We start from the raw sequence: 16,738 nt of genomic DNA on the forward strand, positions 1-16,738 counted from the left end.
CCGAACAAGTGTTTTAAAAGGTGGGGATTGATAGATGAGGCGGGGATTGGTGCACGGAAATGGGCGCTGGAAATGGTCCGCACCATTTCGGATCAGCGTGGAGGGTTTTGAATGGCAGCGGTAGCTGTGGTGAGGGGATTGATCACCACAGATAAACCTTTCATTCCAGGTCTTGCTTGTCCCCGTAAACCGGGTCAGGCGAGCAGATCTTGAAGTGTCGCCAGACTGTCCGCCTCTTCCACGGTTTTATCCTGCCGCCAGCGCAGCATTCTTGGGAAGCGCACGGCAATCCCGCTCTTGTGCCGGCGTGACAGGGCGATGCCCTCGAAGCCCAATTCGAACACCAGGCTCGGCTTCACACTGCTGACCGGGCCGAACTTTTCCACAGTGGTCTTGCGCACGATGCTGTCGACCTGGCGCATTTCCTCGTCAGTCAGGCCCGAATAGGCTTTGGCGAACGGCACCAGCGCACGCTCGCTGGACTCGGGTGGGCCATCCCAAACGGCGAAGGTGTAATCGCTATAAAGACTGGCGCGACGGCCATGGCCGCGTTGCGCGTAAATCAACACGGCATCGACGCTGAACGGATCAACTTTCCATTTCCACCAAACCCCCATGTCCTTGGTGCGACCGACCCCGTACAGCGAGTCGCGGGCCTTGAGCATCATGCCCTCGACGCCCAGGCGTCGGGAGGCTTCGCGCTGGCGGGCGAGGTCGAACCAATCCGTACCGGTCAGCACCGGGGAGGGCAGCAGCACCGGGCTGTTGCACCGGGCGATAACGTCTTCCAACTGCGCGCGCCGCTTGGCCTGCGGCTGGTTGCGCCAGTCTTCGCCCTGCCATTCCAGTAAGTCGTAAGCGAGCACCACGACGGGGACGTCTTCGAGGATTTTTTTATCGAGGGTTTTGCGGCCGATCCGTTGTTGCAGCAGGGCGAACGGTTGCACCGCTGGCGGTTCTGGCGACTGCGGATCAAAGGCGTCTTCAGTAAGTGGGTGGGTACTTTTCCACACCACGATTTCACCGTCGATCACCGTGCCATCGGGCAAACCGTGCACCAGCACATCAAGTTCGGGAAAACGTTCGGTAACCAGTTCTTCACCCCGGGACCACACCCACAATTTGCCGTCACGCTTGACCACCTGCGCGCGGATGCCATCCCACTTCCACTCCACTTGCCAATTGCTTGCAGGGCCGATCAGCGCTTCGAACTCTTCGACCGGTTGTGCCAAGGCGTGCGCGAGGAAAAACGGGTAGGGCTGGCCGCCGCGCTGGGCATGCTCATCAGCAGACTCTGGCGCAATCAACTTAAGATAGCTGGTGGTGTTCGGCCGGTTGGACAGGTCGGTGTAGCCCACTAGACGCTGGGCCACGCGCTTGCTGTCGAGCCCGGCCATTGAGGCCAGTGCCCGGGTGACCAACAGTTTCGACACTCCGACGCGAAAGCTGCCGGTGATTAGCTTGATACACAGCATCAGGCTTGGCCGATCCAGCTGCGCCCAAAGTGCTGGCAGTTGCTGTGACAGGAACTCCGGTGTTTGACCGCGCAATGTCAGCAGTCTGTCCTCGATCCATTCAGCCAGACCGGCGTCGGAGCTGTGCGGATTTTCCGGCAGCACCAGCGAGATGGTTTCCGCCAGATCGCCGACCGCTTGATAGCTTTCCTCAAACAGCCATGGCGTCAGCCCGGACACCTCGACTGCCAGTTCGCGCAGGATCCGCACCGGCACCAGTTGCCGTGGCCGACCACCGGACAAAAAGTACACCGCCCATGCCGCATCCTGCGGTTCGGCCTGAGCGAAGTAAGCCTGCATCGCTGCCAGTTTGGCGTTGCTGGACGTGGTGGCGTCGAGTTCGGCGTACAACTCGGCGAAGGCCTTCATGCTGGCGTCTCGGCGACGGTCGGTGCGAAGGCGATGTTTTCTTCTTCGTCATCGCCGTATTCAGTGTTGAAGCCTTTGGCATCGAGGCCTTGTTCGCGCAGATGCCGCACCAGCACGCCGATTGAGCCGTGGGTGACCATCACTCGTTCGGCGCCGGTCTGGTTGATCGCCCAAAGCAGACCCGGCCAGTCGGCGTGATCGGACAGCACGAAACCGCGATCAACCCCGCGCCGCCGGCGGGTGCCGCGCAAACGCATCCAGCCGCTGGCGAACCCGTCGCTGAAGTCGCCGAACCGCCGCATCCAGGTGCTGCCGCCTGCCGATGGCGGGGCGATGACCAAGGCCTGGCGCATAATCGGATCGCTTTTTTTCACGTCACCGGCGTAGATCGTCGGCGGCAGATACACCCCTGCTTCGCGATAAACCCGGTTCAACGGCTCGACCGCGCCGTGGCTGAGGATCGGGCCGAGGGTTTCGTCGATGCCGTGGAGAATGCGCTGAGCCTTGCCGAACGAATAACAGAACAACACGCTGGCTTTGCCCACGGCGATATTGGCTTTCCACCACTCGTTGATCTCGCTGAACACCTGCGCTTGCGGCTGCCAGCGGTAGATCGGCAGGCCGAAGGTCGATTCGGTGATAAAGGTGTGGCAGCGCACCGGTTCAAACGGTGCGCACGTGCCGTCCGGCTCGATCTTGTAATCGCCTGAGGCAACCCAGACTTCGCCGCCGTATTCCAGACGCACCTGGGCCGAACCGAGCACGTGCCCGGCTGGATGGAAACTCAGGGTGACGCCATGGTGGGTGAGGCGTTGGCCGTAGGCGAGGGTTTGCAGGTTGATGTCCTGACCCAGACGCGCGCGCAGAATTCCTTCGCTGGCGCTGCTGGCCAGGTAATGCTGGTTGCCGGTGCGGGCGTGATCGCCATGGGCATGGGTGATCACCGAACGCTCCACCGGCCGCCACGGATCGATATAAAAATCCCCGGCGGGGCAGTACAAACCTTCGGGGCGGGCGATAACAAGATCCATGTCGTTACCAGAAATGGGGGGCTTGTTAGCTATGAGGTTTGGGCGGGGTCAGAAGTTCTATGGATTTTTTTCAGGACGACACAAAGCCGTGTAGGAGTGAGCCTGCTCGCGATAGCGGTGTGCCTGACACATCAATTTTGACTGTCAGACCGCTATCGCGAGCAGGCTCACTCCTACAAGGGAGTCTGCGTTTATTTGCCGGGGGTGAGAGTCAGACGTGTCTTCCCGTAAACCCGATCAAAGTTCTGTGGCTGCATCGGCAACCCGATGTACTGCCCTTTCAGCCACTGATCAATGCCATTGAGGTAATTCGGGCTGACCGGATTACCCGACTGCCCCGTACCGTTCTGTCCCATCAGCGGTTCGGCCTGACCGAAGTCGACGATAAAACGCATCGACGGCGCGCGCGTGGTGGTGAAGTCCTGGCCCCAGGTAAACGCCGAAGTATTCAGTGTGGTGTGATCGCCGCCAGCCGCCAGCGGCCCACGAACAGTCTGGCCATTGGCGTTCTTCCACACGTAGCTGTGCAATTTGCCCCATTGCCAGGCTTTGTGATCGCCACCCAACTGGCTGTCGCCAGCGGCAATCGCTGCCGCGAAGCTGCGGGCGAGAATCACCGCTTTGTCCTCTTTGTGCGGCGTGCGCAGGTCATCCCAGAACGGACTGTCCTCGCGCCCCAGCAGATGATCGGCCTGCGCTGCGTAGGACAAATCTCCATTGCCGATAAACGCTTTCCACGCCGGGCTGGACTCGGGGCCGAGTTCGTCGAGGAAAATCTGCTTCATGCTTTCTTGCAGGAACAGTTCATAAATCGCCGCATCTGCCGAGTTCGGGCTGAGTTTGCCGTCAAACGCCATCAACCGGGTGAACGCCTCGCGGGCTTTGCTGCGATCGGTTTCCGGCAGGGCGTCTATCGCCTGTTTCAGAGGTTGTTTCATCCCCGGCGTTTCGAACACTTTTTTCAGCTTGGCGGCAAACGTGGTGGTCTGGTCGTACTGCATGGCAATCACGCTACGGCTGTCATGCTTGCCGCTACCGGCCAGTTCGGCCAGACGTTCACCACGTTCCGGCGCGGCCCAGGAGTTCGACAGTTGCATGCCGTAGCCGTGGGGAATGACGCGCTGGTTGGCAGTGCCGAGCCAGCCTTGCGCCGGATCTTGATCGTATGGGTGCAGCATCGGGTCGGCGTAACCGTCCCAGTCGTAACGACCTTCCCAGCCCGGCGACGGCAGCAGGCCTTCGCCTTCGCGGCGGTTGGGGAAACGTCCGGTGACTTGCCAGCCGATATTGCTGGCGTCGGCGAACACCAGATTCAGCGCGATCGCGCGGATTTCGCGGCTCGCGTCCGAGGCGCGCTCAACGTTCTGCGCACGACTCAGATCAAAAAATGCGTCCAGGGTTTTGTCGTCGGTGAAGCTCGGCGTCTGCAAGGCCAAGCCAAAACCGTTGCCTTGCGCCGCTGCCTGGGCACTGTTGAGCAGCGCGCCATGGCGGGTTTCGTACACCGCTTCGCGAATCGGTCGCTGACCCTTGACGAAATAGGTTTCGTTGCGCACGCCTACAGGCTGCCATTTGCCATTTACTTCGTAGGAAAGCGTGCTGCCCTGACGACGGATTTTTTCCAGGAAAAGGTCTTGGTTGTCGCCGAGCACGCTGGTCATGCTCCACGCCACTTTGCCGTTGAAACCACCGAGTACCATCGGCAAGCCGGCAACGGTCACGCCGGCAGCCTGATATTTAGGCGCGCGAATCTGCACGAAGCTCCAGAGCGACGGTGCAGCCAATGGACCATGGCTGTCGCTGGCCAGCAGGCTTTTGCCGCTGCGACTGCGTTGCGGGGCAATCGCCCAGTTGTTCGAAGAGGTGGTGCCGAGCAGGTTTAGCGTCGACAGTTGCTGGCTGGCGCTGCTCAGCTCGCTCAGACCGGGGATTTGCCCGTTGAGCTTGAGGCCTTGCAGCTTGTCGGCTTCGGCCAGCGGCAGATCTTCGTCCGGGGCGGAGGGGGTCAGCCAGGCGAGTTTGTCGGTGGTCACGGATTGCGCGAGCACCAGTGACGAGATTTCTTCCGGGAGGTTGGCTGATTGGCTGAAGTTCAGCAGGGCGAAAATCAGCGCGCAATCTTCCGGCTTCCAGTATTCCGGCTTGTAGCCGCTGGTAGCGAGGTCGCCCGGCAGTTTGTCGGCATAGCGGAACAGGTAGGCGTTGACGCCGCGCGCATAGACTTCGAAGAAGCGTTTGAGGCGTGGCGACGAGGCCTTGTACAGCTCGCCGGCGCTTTTTTTCAGATTGACCGCGCGCATGTAGCGGTCGGCGTCGAGCATCGAGGCACCGGAGATTTCCGCCAGACGGCCCTGAGCGAGCAAGCGCAGGGTGACCATCTGGTTGATGCGGTCGCTGGCGTGGACATAACCGAGTGAGAACAGCGCGTCATGGAAGCTGCTGCTTTCGATCAACGGCATGCCCATGGCATTGCGGCGCACCGAAACGTTCTGCGCCAGCCCCTTGAGCGGTTGCACGCCGGAGTTGGGTGGGAGGGTGTCCTGAGCGTTCCAGGTCTGGCAACCGGACAGGCTCAAAACACCGGTCACTGCTGCGGCAACGCCGAACCGGGGAAGAAAATGTGTAAGGGCTGGCGAGGCCATGTCAAAGCTCCTGCGGGGGTGTCGAGGCTGGGGGCGCAATAAAGCCGCTACGTTAGTGAGCAGGAGGTGGCCGCGCAAGCGGGGCGAGTGGTTATTTCTTGCCGCTGATCGATGATCGTTTCATGACTTGCTTAGGTGAAGGGAGGGATGTTGAAGTGCGGGCAATCAAACGACCCTCGCGAGAAGACCTCTATGGAACTGCAGGCCAACGCTGCACTGATCATCATCGACCAGCAAAAAGGCATCTTGCAGCCGCGATTGGGGCGCAGGAACAATCCACAGGCTGAAGAACGAATCCTTGATCTGCTGGGGCTCTGGCGGGTAAGTGGGCGGCCGGTGATTCATGTGCAGCATCTGTCGCGTTCGCCGGATTCGGTGTTCTGGCCTGAGCAGGAAGGGGTGGAGTTTCAGCAGAGGTTTTTGCCCCAGGACGGTGAGTGGCTGATCCGCAAGCAAGTGCCGGATGCATTTTGTGTCACCGGGTTGGAGTCGCGATTGCGGGAGGCGGGGATCCGGCAACTGGTCATCGTTGGCGTGGCGACCAACAACTCCGTGGAGTCGACAGCGCGCACGGCGGGCAATCTGGGGTTTGATGCCTGGGTGGCGGAGGATGCGTGCTTCACCTTCGACAAGGCCGATTATTTCGGCACGCCGCGTTCAGCCGAAGAGGTGCACGGGATGTCGCTGGGGAATTTGCAGGGGGAGTATGCGACGGTGGTCAGTGCTGCACAGATTCTGGCGGCAGACTGAGAAACCTGTGGGAGCTGGCTTGCCAGCGATAGCGGTGTGTCAGGCGACATCAATGCTGTAAATATCGGCCTCATCGCTGGCAAGCCAGCTCCCACAAAGATCGCGCTGTATCCGAAATGTAGGAGCGAGCCTGCTCGCGATGGCGATATGTCAGGCGAAGAAACTCTTCGCCCAAGGCATCAAGCCCCGTGGCACTTCTTGAATTTCTTGCCGTTGCCGCATGGGCAAGGGTCGTTGCGGCCGACGTCTTTCAAGGCGTTGCGCACCGGTTCCTGGTGAGCGTGGCCGCAGTTCGGGCCGTGCACATGGCCATGATCGTGATCGTGTTGATGGTCGTGATCGTGGTTGCAGTCAGGGCCATGGACATGAGGTTGCTGAGTCATCGGTGTTGCTCCGGAATTAAATCGGCGGGGATTATCACGCCATTGCGCTCAAGGTGCACGTAGTGGGCGATGAATAAACCGGTTTCCATTTCGCCCTGCAAACGATAGGGAATCTGCTGGTCCGGTTTTTTCAGCATTTTCACCACGTCCTTTACCTTTGGCCACAAATTGGTGCGGATCGGCACCTTGAAGTACGCGCTGCGTTTGGGGCCGACGGTAAACCAGTGTTTATGCTCGCCTTCGGCCAGCAGCATGTCGGCCAGATGAATGCGGTATTCCAGGCCGCGCACGGTCAAGTCGCTGTCGTTTGGATTGTCGATGCGAAAGTGCAGGATGAACTTCTGCTCGAGCAACTTGGCGCGCACCACTTCGACTTTTACCAAGTGCACGGCGGGGTCGACGCTTTCGTCGCTGAACCATGAGGCGCAACCACCCAGGCCCAGAAACAGCAGCAAAGTCACGAATTTGAATGTGCGCCAACGACCGAGCATGCACTTACTCCCTTTGCTGCCAGTCTAGACGCTAAAAGATCGCAGCCTTCGGCAGCTCTACAGGGTGAACGAAATCCCGTGAAGGAGTTGCCGAAGGCTGCGATCTTTTGATCTTAAGCGCCGAAATACCCCGCACAGCACTTCTTGAACTTCAGCCCGCTTGCGCACGGGCAACTGTCATTGCGCCCCAGCTTCAATTGCACAGTCGGGTCGATGAAGTACCAGCGCCCGGCGTTCTGCACAAATGAAGAGCGTTCGCGGTGGCTGTGTTCCCCTTGGCTGTCATGCCAGCGCGCGGTGAAGGTGACGAAGGCGTGTTCAGGCTGGCCGCCGAAGACTTCCGAGCTTTCGACGTCGAGGCCGAGCCAGGTGCTTTGCGCGCTCCAGGCACTGATCGATTGGCGATCCAGCCCTGCTTGCTGAGCGGGCAGGGTGGTCGCCACCAGATAGTCGATCAGGCCCAGCACATAAGCGCTGTAGCGCGAACGCATCAAGGCTTCCGCGCACGGCGCCGGCAGGCCTTCGTGATAGTGACCGCAGCAGGCATCCAGCAGATTGCCGCTGCCGCAAGGGCAAATGGCTGTACTCATTGCATTACCACCAGTATTTCCCGAAGTTTTCCGGATTGGCCCAGAACCTTGAATTGAGCCAGTCGGGGACTTGTTTGTAGTCAAGCAGATCATAGGTGAACAGGGTCAGCACTTGATCGTCGCGTTGGAAGCGTTCGCTGGCTTGCAGCGCCAGCGAGTAGAAATCGGTTTCCTGCCAGCCGCTGGCCGACAGATCCGCCAGCACCGCAATGCGACTGGCGTTGAGGTTGCGGATTCCTCCCAACAGATTCAGGCCGTCACGCTTGGGCAAATGTTCCAGGCAATCGACCACCAGCGCCAGATCGAAGCGCCGCGCCGCCAGCTCTGCTGGCAAGGCCCCGGGAGCGGCGTGGGCCACGCAGGTGTCCGGGTGGGCGTGTTTGAAAGCAGTCAGCGCCGGAAATTCGCTAGCGCCGATCAACAGCAGACGCGCCGGGGCGTAGCGATCCAGCAAAGCGGCCAACGCCTGTTGCGGCGTACGGGAAGAAATGGCGACGTTCATCGAAGCTCCTCAATCAGACCGCCAAGACTAGCCTGCCTGACTGCGGCGGCAAAGAGCCTGACCACGCCGGTTTGCGGCAAATGCGCCAAAGTCCTGTGAACACGGTCGCAAACAGCAATGGCCTATTGCTGGCGGAGATTAAAACTCCGGTCTTTACTCCCTGAATCGGTTTTAAGCCGATCCCTCAGGAGAAAACTAGATGAGCATAGTTCGGACAGCATTACCCTTGGTTCTGCTAACCAGTGTGTTGACTGGTTGCGCAGGTTTGCAGAAAACCGACTGGCCGACCTGTGCGGCGGTCGGTGGTGTCGTCGGTGCCGGTCTTGGCGCTACCGAGAGTTCGGCGTGGGCCGGATATGGTGCGTTAATTATCGGCGGTACTGCAGCGGCCTATTGCTGGGTGCACGGTGATGGCGATGAAGACGGCGATGGTGTACCGGACAGTCGCGACAAGTGCCCGGGCACGCCAAAAGGCGTTCAGGTCGATGCTGACGGTTGCCCTCCACCCGTGCCTGCACCCGTGGTTGAAGAAGCTGTCGTGGTCAAGGAAGAAACCATTGTCATTCGCGATGTTCACTTCCAGTTCGACAAAGCCACGCTGACCGGCCCTGACAAACTGGTGCTCGACAAGGTCGCTACGCGCCTGAAACAGGAATCCTCTACCGCGCAACTGACCGTGACCGGTCATACCGATAGCGTGGGCAGCGATGCCTACAACCAGAAACTGTCGGATCGTCGTGCGCACTCGGTGGTCAAGTACCTGGTTGAGAGCGGCGTACCGCAAAGCAGCTTCGTTTCGGTGACCGGCGCCGGTGAAAGCCAGCCAGTCGCGGACAACAAAACCGCTGACGGCCGTGCGCAGAACCGTCGTACCGAAATCAAAATCAACCGCTAGCCCTCTTGCATCCGCGGCTTGTGCAGTCGCGGATGCGGGTCTTTACTCCTGTGTAACCGGTATGGGCCGGTGACACAGGAGCTTTCACAATGACTGTTTTCTCAAGGTCCGTCTTGCCGGTGCTGCTGCTTGGCAGCTTGCTCACCGGTTGCGCCACTCACAGCGATGGCACTGCACCCCTCAATCAACGTACGTGGCCGATCTGCAGCCTTATCGGCGGGCTGGTCGGTGGCGGCCTCGGCGCTATTGAAAGTGCTGGCTGGGCCGGTGGCGGCGCTGCGCTGGGGATCCTTACCGGCGGACTGATCTGTTATGCCCAGGACGGCGATAAAGACGACGACGGCGTGTTCGATCGCCGCGACCGTTGCCCCGATACACCTGCCAATACCCCGGTCGATCACCGTGGTTGCCCGCTGCCGCAATATCCGGTCGTCGAGAAACCGGTCGAACCGGCCCCGCAAACCGAAGTCATCACGTTGAGCGATGCCGGCAATGTGCTCTTCGATTTCGACAAGTCCGACCTGACGCCGTCGGCGAGAGCCCAGCTCGATACGCTGATGGACAAACTGCGTAATGCCGATGTGGTCAGCATCAAGGTCATCGGCCATACCGACAGCAAAGGATCGGATGCTTATAACCAGGCATTGTCGGAACGGCGCGCCAGCAGTGTCGCGGCTTATTTGCTGAGTCAGGGGCTGGCACCGAACAAACTGACCAGTGAAGGACGAGGCGAGAGTGAGCCGGTGGCCGATAACGCAACCGACGAGGGGCGTGCGCAAAACCGTCGGGTGGAGCTGCACATCAATCGTTAGGAGGTGTCTGTAGTCCGCGAGCTAGAGCTGCCGGGGCGATCATCGTCGATCCGGCAGCCATTTAGCGGCTCGGCAAAGATTTTTCATTTTTCCCTCTGGCTTATCCCCCGCAGAAGCCGTTACTGTGCGCCCAAAGAATAATTCGCAACACGGGGGAGCGTATGAAAGTGTTCTGGGGGCTGGGGCGGTTATTGACCCTGCTGTTCTGCTGCGTGGTACTGGCCAATCAGCTGGTGCCGTTCGTACATCCGCTGCATCTGCTGGTCAATCTGGCCGGCGCTCTGCTGTTGCTGATCCATGTGTTCGAAGTGCTGCTGTGCAATCGCAGCCTCAAGGGGCGCCCGCACCCTTGGCGTGATCGTGGCCGCATCCTGCTGTTCGGCGTATTCCATCTGCAAACCATCCCGGCCCCGGCCGCTCCGGAGGCTTCTTCCCATGCGTAAATTGTGTCTGCTCGCTGTTTTTATCAGCCCTTTGGCCTGCGCCCAAGTGGTGAGTGTCGAAACCAATTCCCTGATGCGTCTGCCCAACACCGCTGGCACCTTGCAGCTCGAGCGACTGGAAGTGGCCGATTACGGCACCTTGCTGGTTCCGGCCAACGTGACCGAACTGAGTGTCGGCGAATTGCGCCTCGGTCATGAAGCACGCATCGCCATCGTTCCGGGTGAACAGGCTTTGGAGATGAAGGTCATTCGTGCAGATTTTAGCGAAGGCAGTCAGATCACCGCGCGCGGTGCGCCGGGCACCTACGAAAAAGCCGCCCGTGCCGGGCGCAATCTGAATCTGCAATTCAAGGCACTGAACGCGCCGCAACTGTTAGTGGATGCCCGTGGTGGCACCGGTGCGCCGGGTTTTGTCGGTCTTGATGGTGGTAACGGTGAAGATCCGGGCTGCACTTATGGCTCGGCCGGGCACGGTGCGGATGGCGGTGACGGCAGTGACGGTCAACCGGGCGCTCCGGGTGCGTTGGTGCGGCTGGAAGTGCCGCGCGAGTTCCCGACTGAGCTGATCAAGGTCAACGTTGCTGGCGGTGCGGGTGGCCCGGCGGGTGTAGGCGGCAAGGCAGGCAAGGGCGGCAAGTCCAAAGGCTGCCTGGTGTATCGCGCCGATGGCGGCAAGAACGGCAAGGCCGGGGCGGATGGACAGCCTGGGCCGGTTGGGGCGGCGGGTGCGGTTACCGTGCAACGTCTCTAAGGCAAGCCCTCACCCCAGCCCTCTCCCTCCGGGCGGTCCGACGTTTCGGGAGGGTCAGGGTGAGGGGCTTTTGAATTTCAGAACATCGGCCGCGCCGCCGCAATCGCCACCAGCACCAACCCGACAATCAGATTAATCCCCACCACCCGCCGGATCCGTCCCAGCACCGCCGCACCCGCCGGCCAGTCCTTGGCTTCAACCGCCTTACGCAGCTCCGGCAGCATCAAGCCCTGAATCCGGATAAACAGCGCCGTCATCACCACATACAGCCCGATCATCACCTGAACATATTTCGGCGCGGTCTCAAACCCGACCTGCTGCAAATGCAACATACCCACACCACTGATCGGCAAAAGAATCACTGCGACCCAGACCCAGCGGAAAAAACCTTGAAACACTTCCACCCACAAGGTCAGTCGCGCGGGCCCGTCCAGAGCCTTCATAGCCGCGGGGCGCAAGACCATCCAGGCGAAAAACATGCCGCCGACCCAGACCAGAGCGGCCAGCACATGCAGCGGATAAACGAGGCTAAAAGGTGTCATTGGGGCACTCCGTTCTGCGCGGGATTAATTAGCGGGGTATGATAGCCGCCATCCGAAACCACTGAAAATTTATCCAGCGTTTTTTGCGCCCGACAATCCATGATCAGCACTGAACTCAAAACCACGATCCAGGGCGCCTACTCGCGTTTTCTAGAGGCCAAGAGCCTCAAGCCGCGTTACGGCCAGCGTCTGATGATCGCTGAAATCGCCAAAGTCCTCGGGGATATCGACACCGACGACGAAGGCCGGCGCAGTGGCGACCCCGCAATTGTTGCGGTGGAAGCCGGCACCGGTACCGGCAAGACCGTGGCGTACAGCCTGGCGGCAATTCCTACGGCGAAACTGGCCGGCAAGCGTCTGGTCATCGCCACCGCGACCGTGGCCCTGCAAGAGCAGATCGTCTACAAGGATTTGCCCGACCTGATGCGCAACAGCGGGCTGAACTTCAGCTTTGCCCTGGCCAAGGGCCGTGGCCGCTACATGTGCCTGTCCAAGCTCGACATGCTGTTGCAGGAAGGCCATGCGCAGACCGCAACTGCCCAGCTGTTCGAAGAAGAAGGCTTCAAGATCGAGGTTGATGAAGCCAGTCAGAAGCTCTTCACCAGCATGATCGAGAAACTTGCCGGCAATAAATGGGACGGCGACCGCGACAGTTGGCCCAATGCTCTGGAAGACGCCGACTGGGCGCGCCTGACCACGGATCACAGCCAATGCACCAACCGCCATTGCCCGAACTTCGGTCAGTGCGCCTTCTACAAGGCCCGCGAAGGCATGGGCAAGGTCGACGTGATTGTCACCAACCACGACATGGTCCTGGCTGACCTCGCATTGGGCGGCGGTGCCGTGCTGCCGGATCCGCGCGACACCATTTACGTGTTCGACGAAGGCCATCACCTGCCGGACAAGGCGATCGGTCACTTCGCCCATTACACGCGCCTGCGGTCCACTGCCGACTGGCTGGAAACCACCGCCAAGAACCTCACCAAACTGCTGGCCCAGCATCCGCTGCCGGGCGATCTCGGCAAATTGATCGAGCAGGTGCCGGAGCTGGCGCGGGAGATCAAGACTCAGCAGCAGTTCATGTTCAGCGCCTGCGAGCAGATCGCCGATTTCAAACCCGGTGAAGACGTCGAAGGTCGCGAACGGCCACGCCATCGCTTTGTTGCCGGGGTGATTCCCGAACACATGCGCGAAATGGGCATCGAGCTGAAAAAAGGCTTCTCCCGTCTCAACGATTTGTTCACCCGTCTGACCGACCTGCTCAAGGAAGGCATGGATGGCGAGGTCAACATCGGCATCGCCAGTAACCAGGCCGAAGAGTGGTATCCGCTGTTTGGCAGCCTGTTGTCCCGGGCGTCGGGCAACTGGGAACTGTGGACGGCGTTCACCGCCGAAGACCCGGAAGACAGCCCGCCTATGGCCCGCTGGCTGACTCTGGCCGAGAGCGGGTCGCTGTTCGACATCGAGGTCAACGCCAGTCCGATCCTGGCGGCCGAAACCTTACGGCGCAGCCTGTGGAACGTGGCGTACGGTTGTCTGGTGACTTCGGCAACGCTGACCGCGCTCGGCACTTTCGACCGCTTCCGCATGCGGGCCGGCCTGCCGAAAAAAGCTGTCACCGCCGTGGTGCCGAGCCCGTTCCACCATGCCGACGCTGGCGTGTTGCGGGTGCCGGATCTGAAGGCCGATCCGCGCGACGCCGCCGCCCACACCGCCGCGATTATTCGCGAGTTGCCGGATCTGGTGGAAGGCTCGCGGGGTACGCTGGTGTTGTTCTCTTCGCGCAAGCAGATGCAGGACGTATTCGACGGCCTCGACCGCGACTGGCGCAAGCAAGTGTTCATTCAAGGCAACCTGTCGAAACAGGAAACCCTGAACAAGCACAAGGCGCGTGTCGATGGCGGCGATTCCAGCGTGCTCTTCGGTCTGGCCAGTTTCGCCGAAGGCGTTGACTTGCCGGGCGCGTATTGCGAACACGTGGTGATCGCCAAGATCCCGTTCTCGGTGCCCGATGATCCGGTCGAGGCTGCGCTGTCTGAGTGGATCGAGGCGCGGGGCGGCAATCCGTTCATGGAAATCTCCGTGCCCGATGCGTCGCTGAAACTGGTCCAGGCCTGCGGCCGTTTGCTGCGTACCGAAGAAGACCGCGGCACCATCACTTTGCTGGATCGGCGCCTGGTCACCCAGCGCTACGGCAAGGCGATCCTCAATGCGTTGCCACCATTCCGTCGTGAAATATCCTGAGACAACAGTGGGCAGTTTTGCCCACTGTGTTGTCTATCTCTCTGCCATCGCTTTTCCATTGGCCATTGTTGGTCGTTAGGGAGAACTCCGTTCTTATGATCCGCCGTTCGTTGCCTGCCGTGTTTGCCTTGATCTTCGCTGCCCCGTTGCTGGCGGCGCCTGCTGCCCAGCAAACGCTGTTCAACTTTGTCCGTCCCGCCGACGTGGTGAAAATCGCCACTGAAAACGCCGACTTGCCGCAAGCCAACGCCGAGCAAACTCCTGAAGGTGAAGTGCTGCGACGCGTGACCTTCAACCCGGTGGCCCGCCCGACCTTGCGCCTGACCCCGCAAACCGGCGCCTGGGACTGGTCGCAGTCCGGCATGATGAGCCTGCGCATTCAAAGCGCGATGAACTGGGCCGTGACGGTCTACGTGCAGATCCAGAGCAACAATGGCCAGACATTGACCAGCCGCGTCGACCTGCCGGCCGGCCCGGCGCAGACCTTGCTGGTGCCGTTGGTGGCGACCACGCCGCTTAGCAAGGGCATGAAAGCCGGGCCACCGATGCCAATGACCGTTGATGGCCAGCGGATTCTGCTCGCCAGCAGCGCCGGTGAAATCGATCGCAGCCAAGTGGTGTCGGTGAGCCTGTCGATGGATCAGCCGAAAGTCGCTCAGAGCCTGTTGCTTGAGCGCTTCGGCGTGCAGGATGGCGATACGGTCACGCAAGCGGTGTACGGCAATCTGGTCGACGCTTACGGGCAATCGACCCGCAGCAAATGGCCGGAAAAAATTGCCAGTGACGAACAGCTCAAATCCGCCGCAGCCAAAGAGCAGCAACAGCTGAAAACCTGGCTGGCCGAGCGCGAGAAGTCCTCGCTGGACAAGTTCGGCGGCTGGAGCAAAGGCCCGGCGTTCAAGGCCAGCGGTTTCTTCCGCACCGAAAAACGTGATGGCCGCTGGTACCTGGTGACGCCAGAAGGGCATCCGTTCTATTCCCTGGGCGTCAACACCATCAGTCCCGAGGTCAACCAGACCTACGTGGCCGGGCGCGAGTGGATGTTCGAGTCTCTGCCAAAACCCGACGAACCGCTCGCCATTCACTTTGGCGAGGGCGACAACCGTGGCGGCAACGGCGCCGATCAGGGCCGAGGCTACGGCAGCGGACGCTGGTATGACTTCTATGGCGCTAACCTGCAGCGGGTTTACGGCGAACCCTGCAAACCGGACAGCGACACCAAGGCCGGAATCGCTGAAGCGGCCAAGGCGGGTGCGGTTGAACAGACCGCAGTGAAAGCGGCCGAGCCTGCGCCAGAGTCGAACGAGGCGAAGTCCGGTGTCGCCGAAGCGGCGAAAACCGACGCCGTGGCGACGACGGCTGAAAAAGCTGCTGATCAACCCGTCACTACTCCGTGCACCGCCACGGTCGATGAGCAGAAGTGGGCCAGCCACGCCCTGGATCGGCTGCAAGGCTGGGGCTTCAACACGGTCGGCAACTGGAGTGCTGACTCGCTGAGCGACGCGGAACGCGTGCCCTACACCCTGCCGTTGGCGATCGTCGGCGATTACGCCAGCATCAGTACAGGCAACGACTGGTGGGGCGCCATGCCTGACCCGTTCGACCCGCGTTTCGCGATGGCCACCGAGCGCGCCGTGGCCATCGCCGCTCGCGATCACCGCGACGATCCCTGGCTGATCGGTTACTTCGCCGACAACGAATTGGCCTGGGCGGGTGCGGGCAACGATCCGCAATCGCGCTACGCACTGGCTTACGGCACCTTGAAAATGACCACTGACGTGCCGGCCAAGCGCGCGTTTCTCAAGCAACTGCGCGACAAATACCGCAATCAGGCGGGGTTGTCGAAAGCCTGGGGCATTGACCTGCCGGCGTGGGAATTGATGGAAGATCCGGGCTTCGTGCCGCCGCTGCCGAATCCGGAGCACCCGGAAATCGAGGCTGACTTCAAATACTTCCAGAAGGTCTTCGCCGATACCTACTTCAAGACCATCTCCGACTCGCTGAAATGGCACGCGCCGAATCAACTGCTGCTCGGCGGCCGTTTTGCCATCAGCACCCCGGAAGCCGTGGCCTCCTGCGCGCAGTATTGCGACGTGCTGAGCTTCAACATGTACACCCTCAAGCCGCAAGACGGCTATGACTTCGCCGCGCTGAACGCTCTGGACAAACCGGTACTGATTACCGAGTTCAACTTCGGCTCTGCTGATCGCGGCCCGTTCTGGGGCGGCGTGACGCAACTGGCCAAGGAAGAAGATCGCGGCGCGGCCTACGCCAACTTCCTCAAACAGGCGTTGAGCGAACCGTCGATTGTCGGCGTGCACTGGTTCCAGTATCTGGATCAACCGGTGACCGGGCGTCTACTGGATGGCGAGAACGGCCACTTCGGTCTGGTCGGCGTGACGGATCTGCCGTATCAGGGCTTTGTCGAAGCGGTGCGCAAGAGCAATTTGCAGGCGGTTGATCAGCTTGGCAAACAGGCGGAGAAAGCCGCGGCGGTCCATGAAGCCGAAGGCGGCAGGAAAGGTGAGGCCGGCAAAGGCCCGGGGCAGGGTGCTGGCCATGCCGGTGGGCATTCGGGCAATGGTCATTAAGGCGTGATGCGCTAAAGATCGCAGCCTTCGGCGGCTCTTGCATGGGACGCGTTGTTCTTGGGAGTTGCTGCAGGCTGCGATCTTTTGATCTTGCTTTTGATCCGACCGCCCAGCCCACAGCGGTTCCCAAAACCCTCAAGGGCTGGAACAATGCGGGCCACTTTGTAGAGCGTTTTCGCGGGGGAGTT

General features: G+C 60.7%; 15 protein-coding genes. 7 read left to right on the top strand and 8 right to left on the bottom strand.

All coding sequences use genetic code 11. The features are described from left to right. Positions 1-194 precede the first annotated feature (194 nt). From PSH79_RS06245 to PSH79_RS06255, 3 genes are all read right to left on the bottom strand, one after another. On the bottom strand, positions 195-1,883 hold the full coding sequence (locus PSH79_RS06245; protein ID WP_305441746.1) for an ATP-dependent DNA ligase: 1,689 nt from the start codon (positions 1,881-1,883) through the stop codon (positions 195-197). Continuing rightward, positions 1,880-2,914 (bottom strand): ligase-associated DNA damage response exonuclease, encoded by a 1,035-nt coding sequence (locus PSH79_RS06250; protein ID WP_305441747.1) that lies wholly within the window; start codon positions 2,912-2,914, stop codon positions 1,880-1,882. Before PSH79_RS06250 ends, PSH79_RS06245 begins: the two co-directional genes overlap by 4 nt. A gap of 191 nt (positions 2,915-3,105) precedes the next feature. Next, complete coding sequence (locus PSH79_RS06255) at positions 3,106-5,556, bottom strand: penicillin acylase family protein (RefSeq protein WP_305441748.1); 2,451 nt, start codon at positions 5,554-5,556, stop codon at positions 3,106-3,108. Positions 5,557-5,748: 192 nt separating this feature from the next. Between PSH79_RS06255 and PSH79_RS06260 the strand changes: the two genes are divergently transcribed. Further along, positions 5,749-6,306: a cysteine hydrolase family protein gene (locus PSH79_RS06260; protein ID WP_305441749.1), complete on the top strand. Its 558-nt coding sequence runs from the start codon at positions 5,749-5,751 to the stop codon at positions 6,304-6,306. A 179-nt stretch (positions 6,307-6,485) separates the two neighbouring features. On the opposite strand, the gene PSH79_RS06265 is transcribed toward PSH79_RS06260, so the two are convergent. The 4 genes from PSH79_RS06265 to PSH79_RS06280 form a co-directional block, all read right to left on the bottom strand. Then, positions 6,486-6,689: an SEC-C metal-binding domain-containing protein gene (locus tag PSH79_RS06265; protein WP_123342457.1), complete on the bottom strand. Its 204-nt coding sequence runs from the start codon at positions 6,687-6,689 to the stop codon at positions 6,486-6,488. Further along, positions 6,686-7,180 (bottom strand): LEA type 2 family protein, encoded by a 495-nt coding sequence (locus PSH79_RS06270; RefSeq protein WP_305441750.1) that lies wholly within the window; start codon positions 7,178-7,180, stop codon positions 6,686-6,688. The genes PSH79_RS06265 and PSH79_RS06270 overlap by 4 nt, the downstream gene beginning before the upstream one ends. Positions 7,181-7,293: 113 nt before the next feature. After that, positions 7,294-7,770 carry a YchJ family protein gene (locus PSH79_RS06275; RefSeq protein WP_305441751.1) on the bottom strand — a complete coding sequence of 159 codons (477 nt, stop codon included), beginning with the start codon at positions 7,768-7,770 and terminating at the stop codon, positions 7,294-7,296. Positions 7,771-7,774: 4 nt separating this feature from the next. Continuing rightward, a complete protein-coding gene (locus PSH79_RS06280; RefSeq protein WP_305441752.1) occupies positions 7,775-8,272 on the bottom strand; it encodes a DUF6231 family protein in 498 nt (165 codons plus the stop codon). Positions 8,273-8,471: 199 nt separating this feature from the next. On the opposite strand from PSH79_RS06280, the gene PSH79_RS06285 reads away from it, so the two are divergent. From PSH79_RS06285 to PSH79_RS06300, 4 genes are all read left to right on the top strand, one after another. Continuing rightward, the gene (locus tag PSH79_RS06285) at positions 8,472-9,167 is read left to right on the top strand and encodes an OmpA family protein (protein WP_305441753.1); all 696 of its coding nucleotides are present in this window, start codon (positions 8,472-8,474) and stop codon (positions 9,165-9,167) included. Positions 9,168-9,256: 89 nt separating this feature from the next. Beyond that, entirely contained in the window at positions 9,257-9,979 is a 723-nt protein-coding gene (locus tag PSH79_RS06290) for an OmpA family protein (RefSeq protein WP_305441755.1), read from the top strand. A gap of 161 nt (positions 9,980-10,140) precedes the next feature. After that, the gene (locus tag PSH79_RS06295) at positions 10,141-10,422 is read left to right on the top strand and encodes a DUF1145 domain-containing protein (RefSeq protein WP_187679469.1); all 282 of its coding nucleotides are present in this window, start codon (positions 10,141-10,143) and stop codon (positions 10,420-10,422) included. Beyond that, positions 10,415-11,173 carry a collagen-like protein gene (locus PSH79_RS06300; protein WP_305441756.1) on the top strand — a complete coding sequence of 253 codons (759 nt, stop codon included), beginning with the start codon at positions 10,415-10,417 and terminating at the stop codon, positions 11,171-11,173. Before PSH79_RS06295 ends, PSH79_RS06300 begins: the two co-directional genes overlap by 8 nt. A gap of 77 nt (positions 11,174-11,250) precedes the next feature. Here PSH79_RS06300 and PSH79_RS06305 read toward each other — a convergent pair whose 3' ends face one another. After that, positions 11,251-11,715, bottom strand: a complete 465-nt coding sequence (locus PSH79_RS06305) for a DUF2269 family protein (protein WP_305441757.1) — start codon at positions 11,713-11,715, stop codon at positions 11,251-11,253. A 99-nt stretch (positions 11,716-11,814) separates the two neighbouring features. Here PSH79_RS06305 and dinG point away from each other — a divergent pair, with 99 nt between their 5' ends. Continuing rightward, positions 11,815-13,959, top strand: a complete 2,145-nt coding sequence (dinG, locus tag PSH79_RS06310; protein WP_305441758.1) for an ATP-dependent DNA helicase DinG — start codon at positions 11,815-11,817, stop codon at positions 13,957-13,959. 95 nt (positions 13,960-14,054) lie between these two features. Further along, a complete protein-coding gene (locus tag PSH79_RS06315) occupies positions 14,055-16,550 on the top strand; it encodes a beta-galactosidase (protein ID WP_305441760.1) in 2,496 nt (831 codons plus the stop codon). Positions 16,551-16,738 lie beyond the last annotated feature (188 nt).

The sequence above is a fragment of the Pseudomonas sp. FP2196 genome (genome assembly GCF_030687715.1).
Lineage (GTDB): Bacteria > Pseudomonadota > Gammaproteobacteria > Pseudomonadales > Pseudomonadaceae > Aquipseudomonas.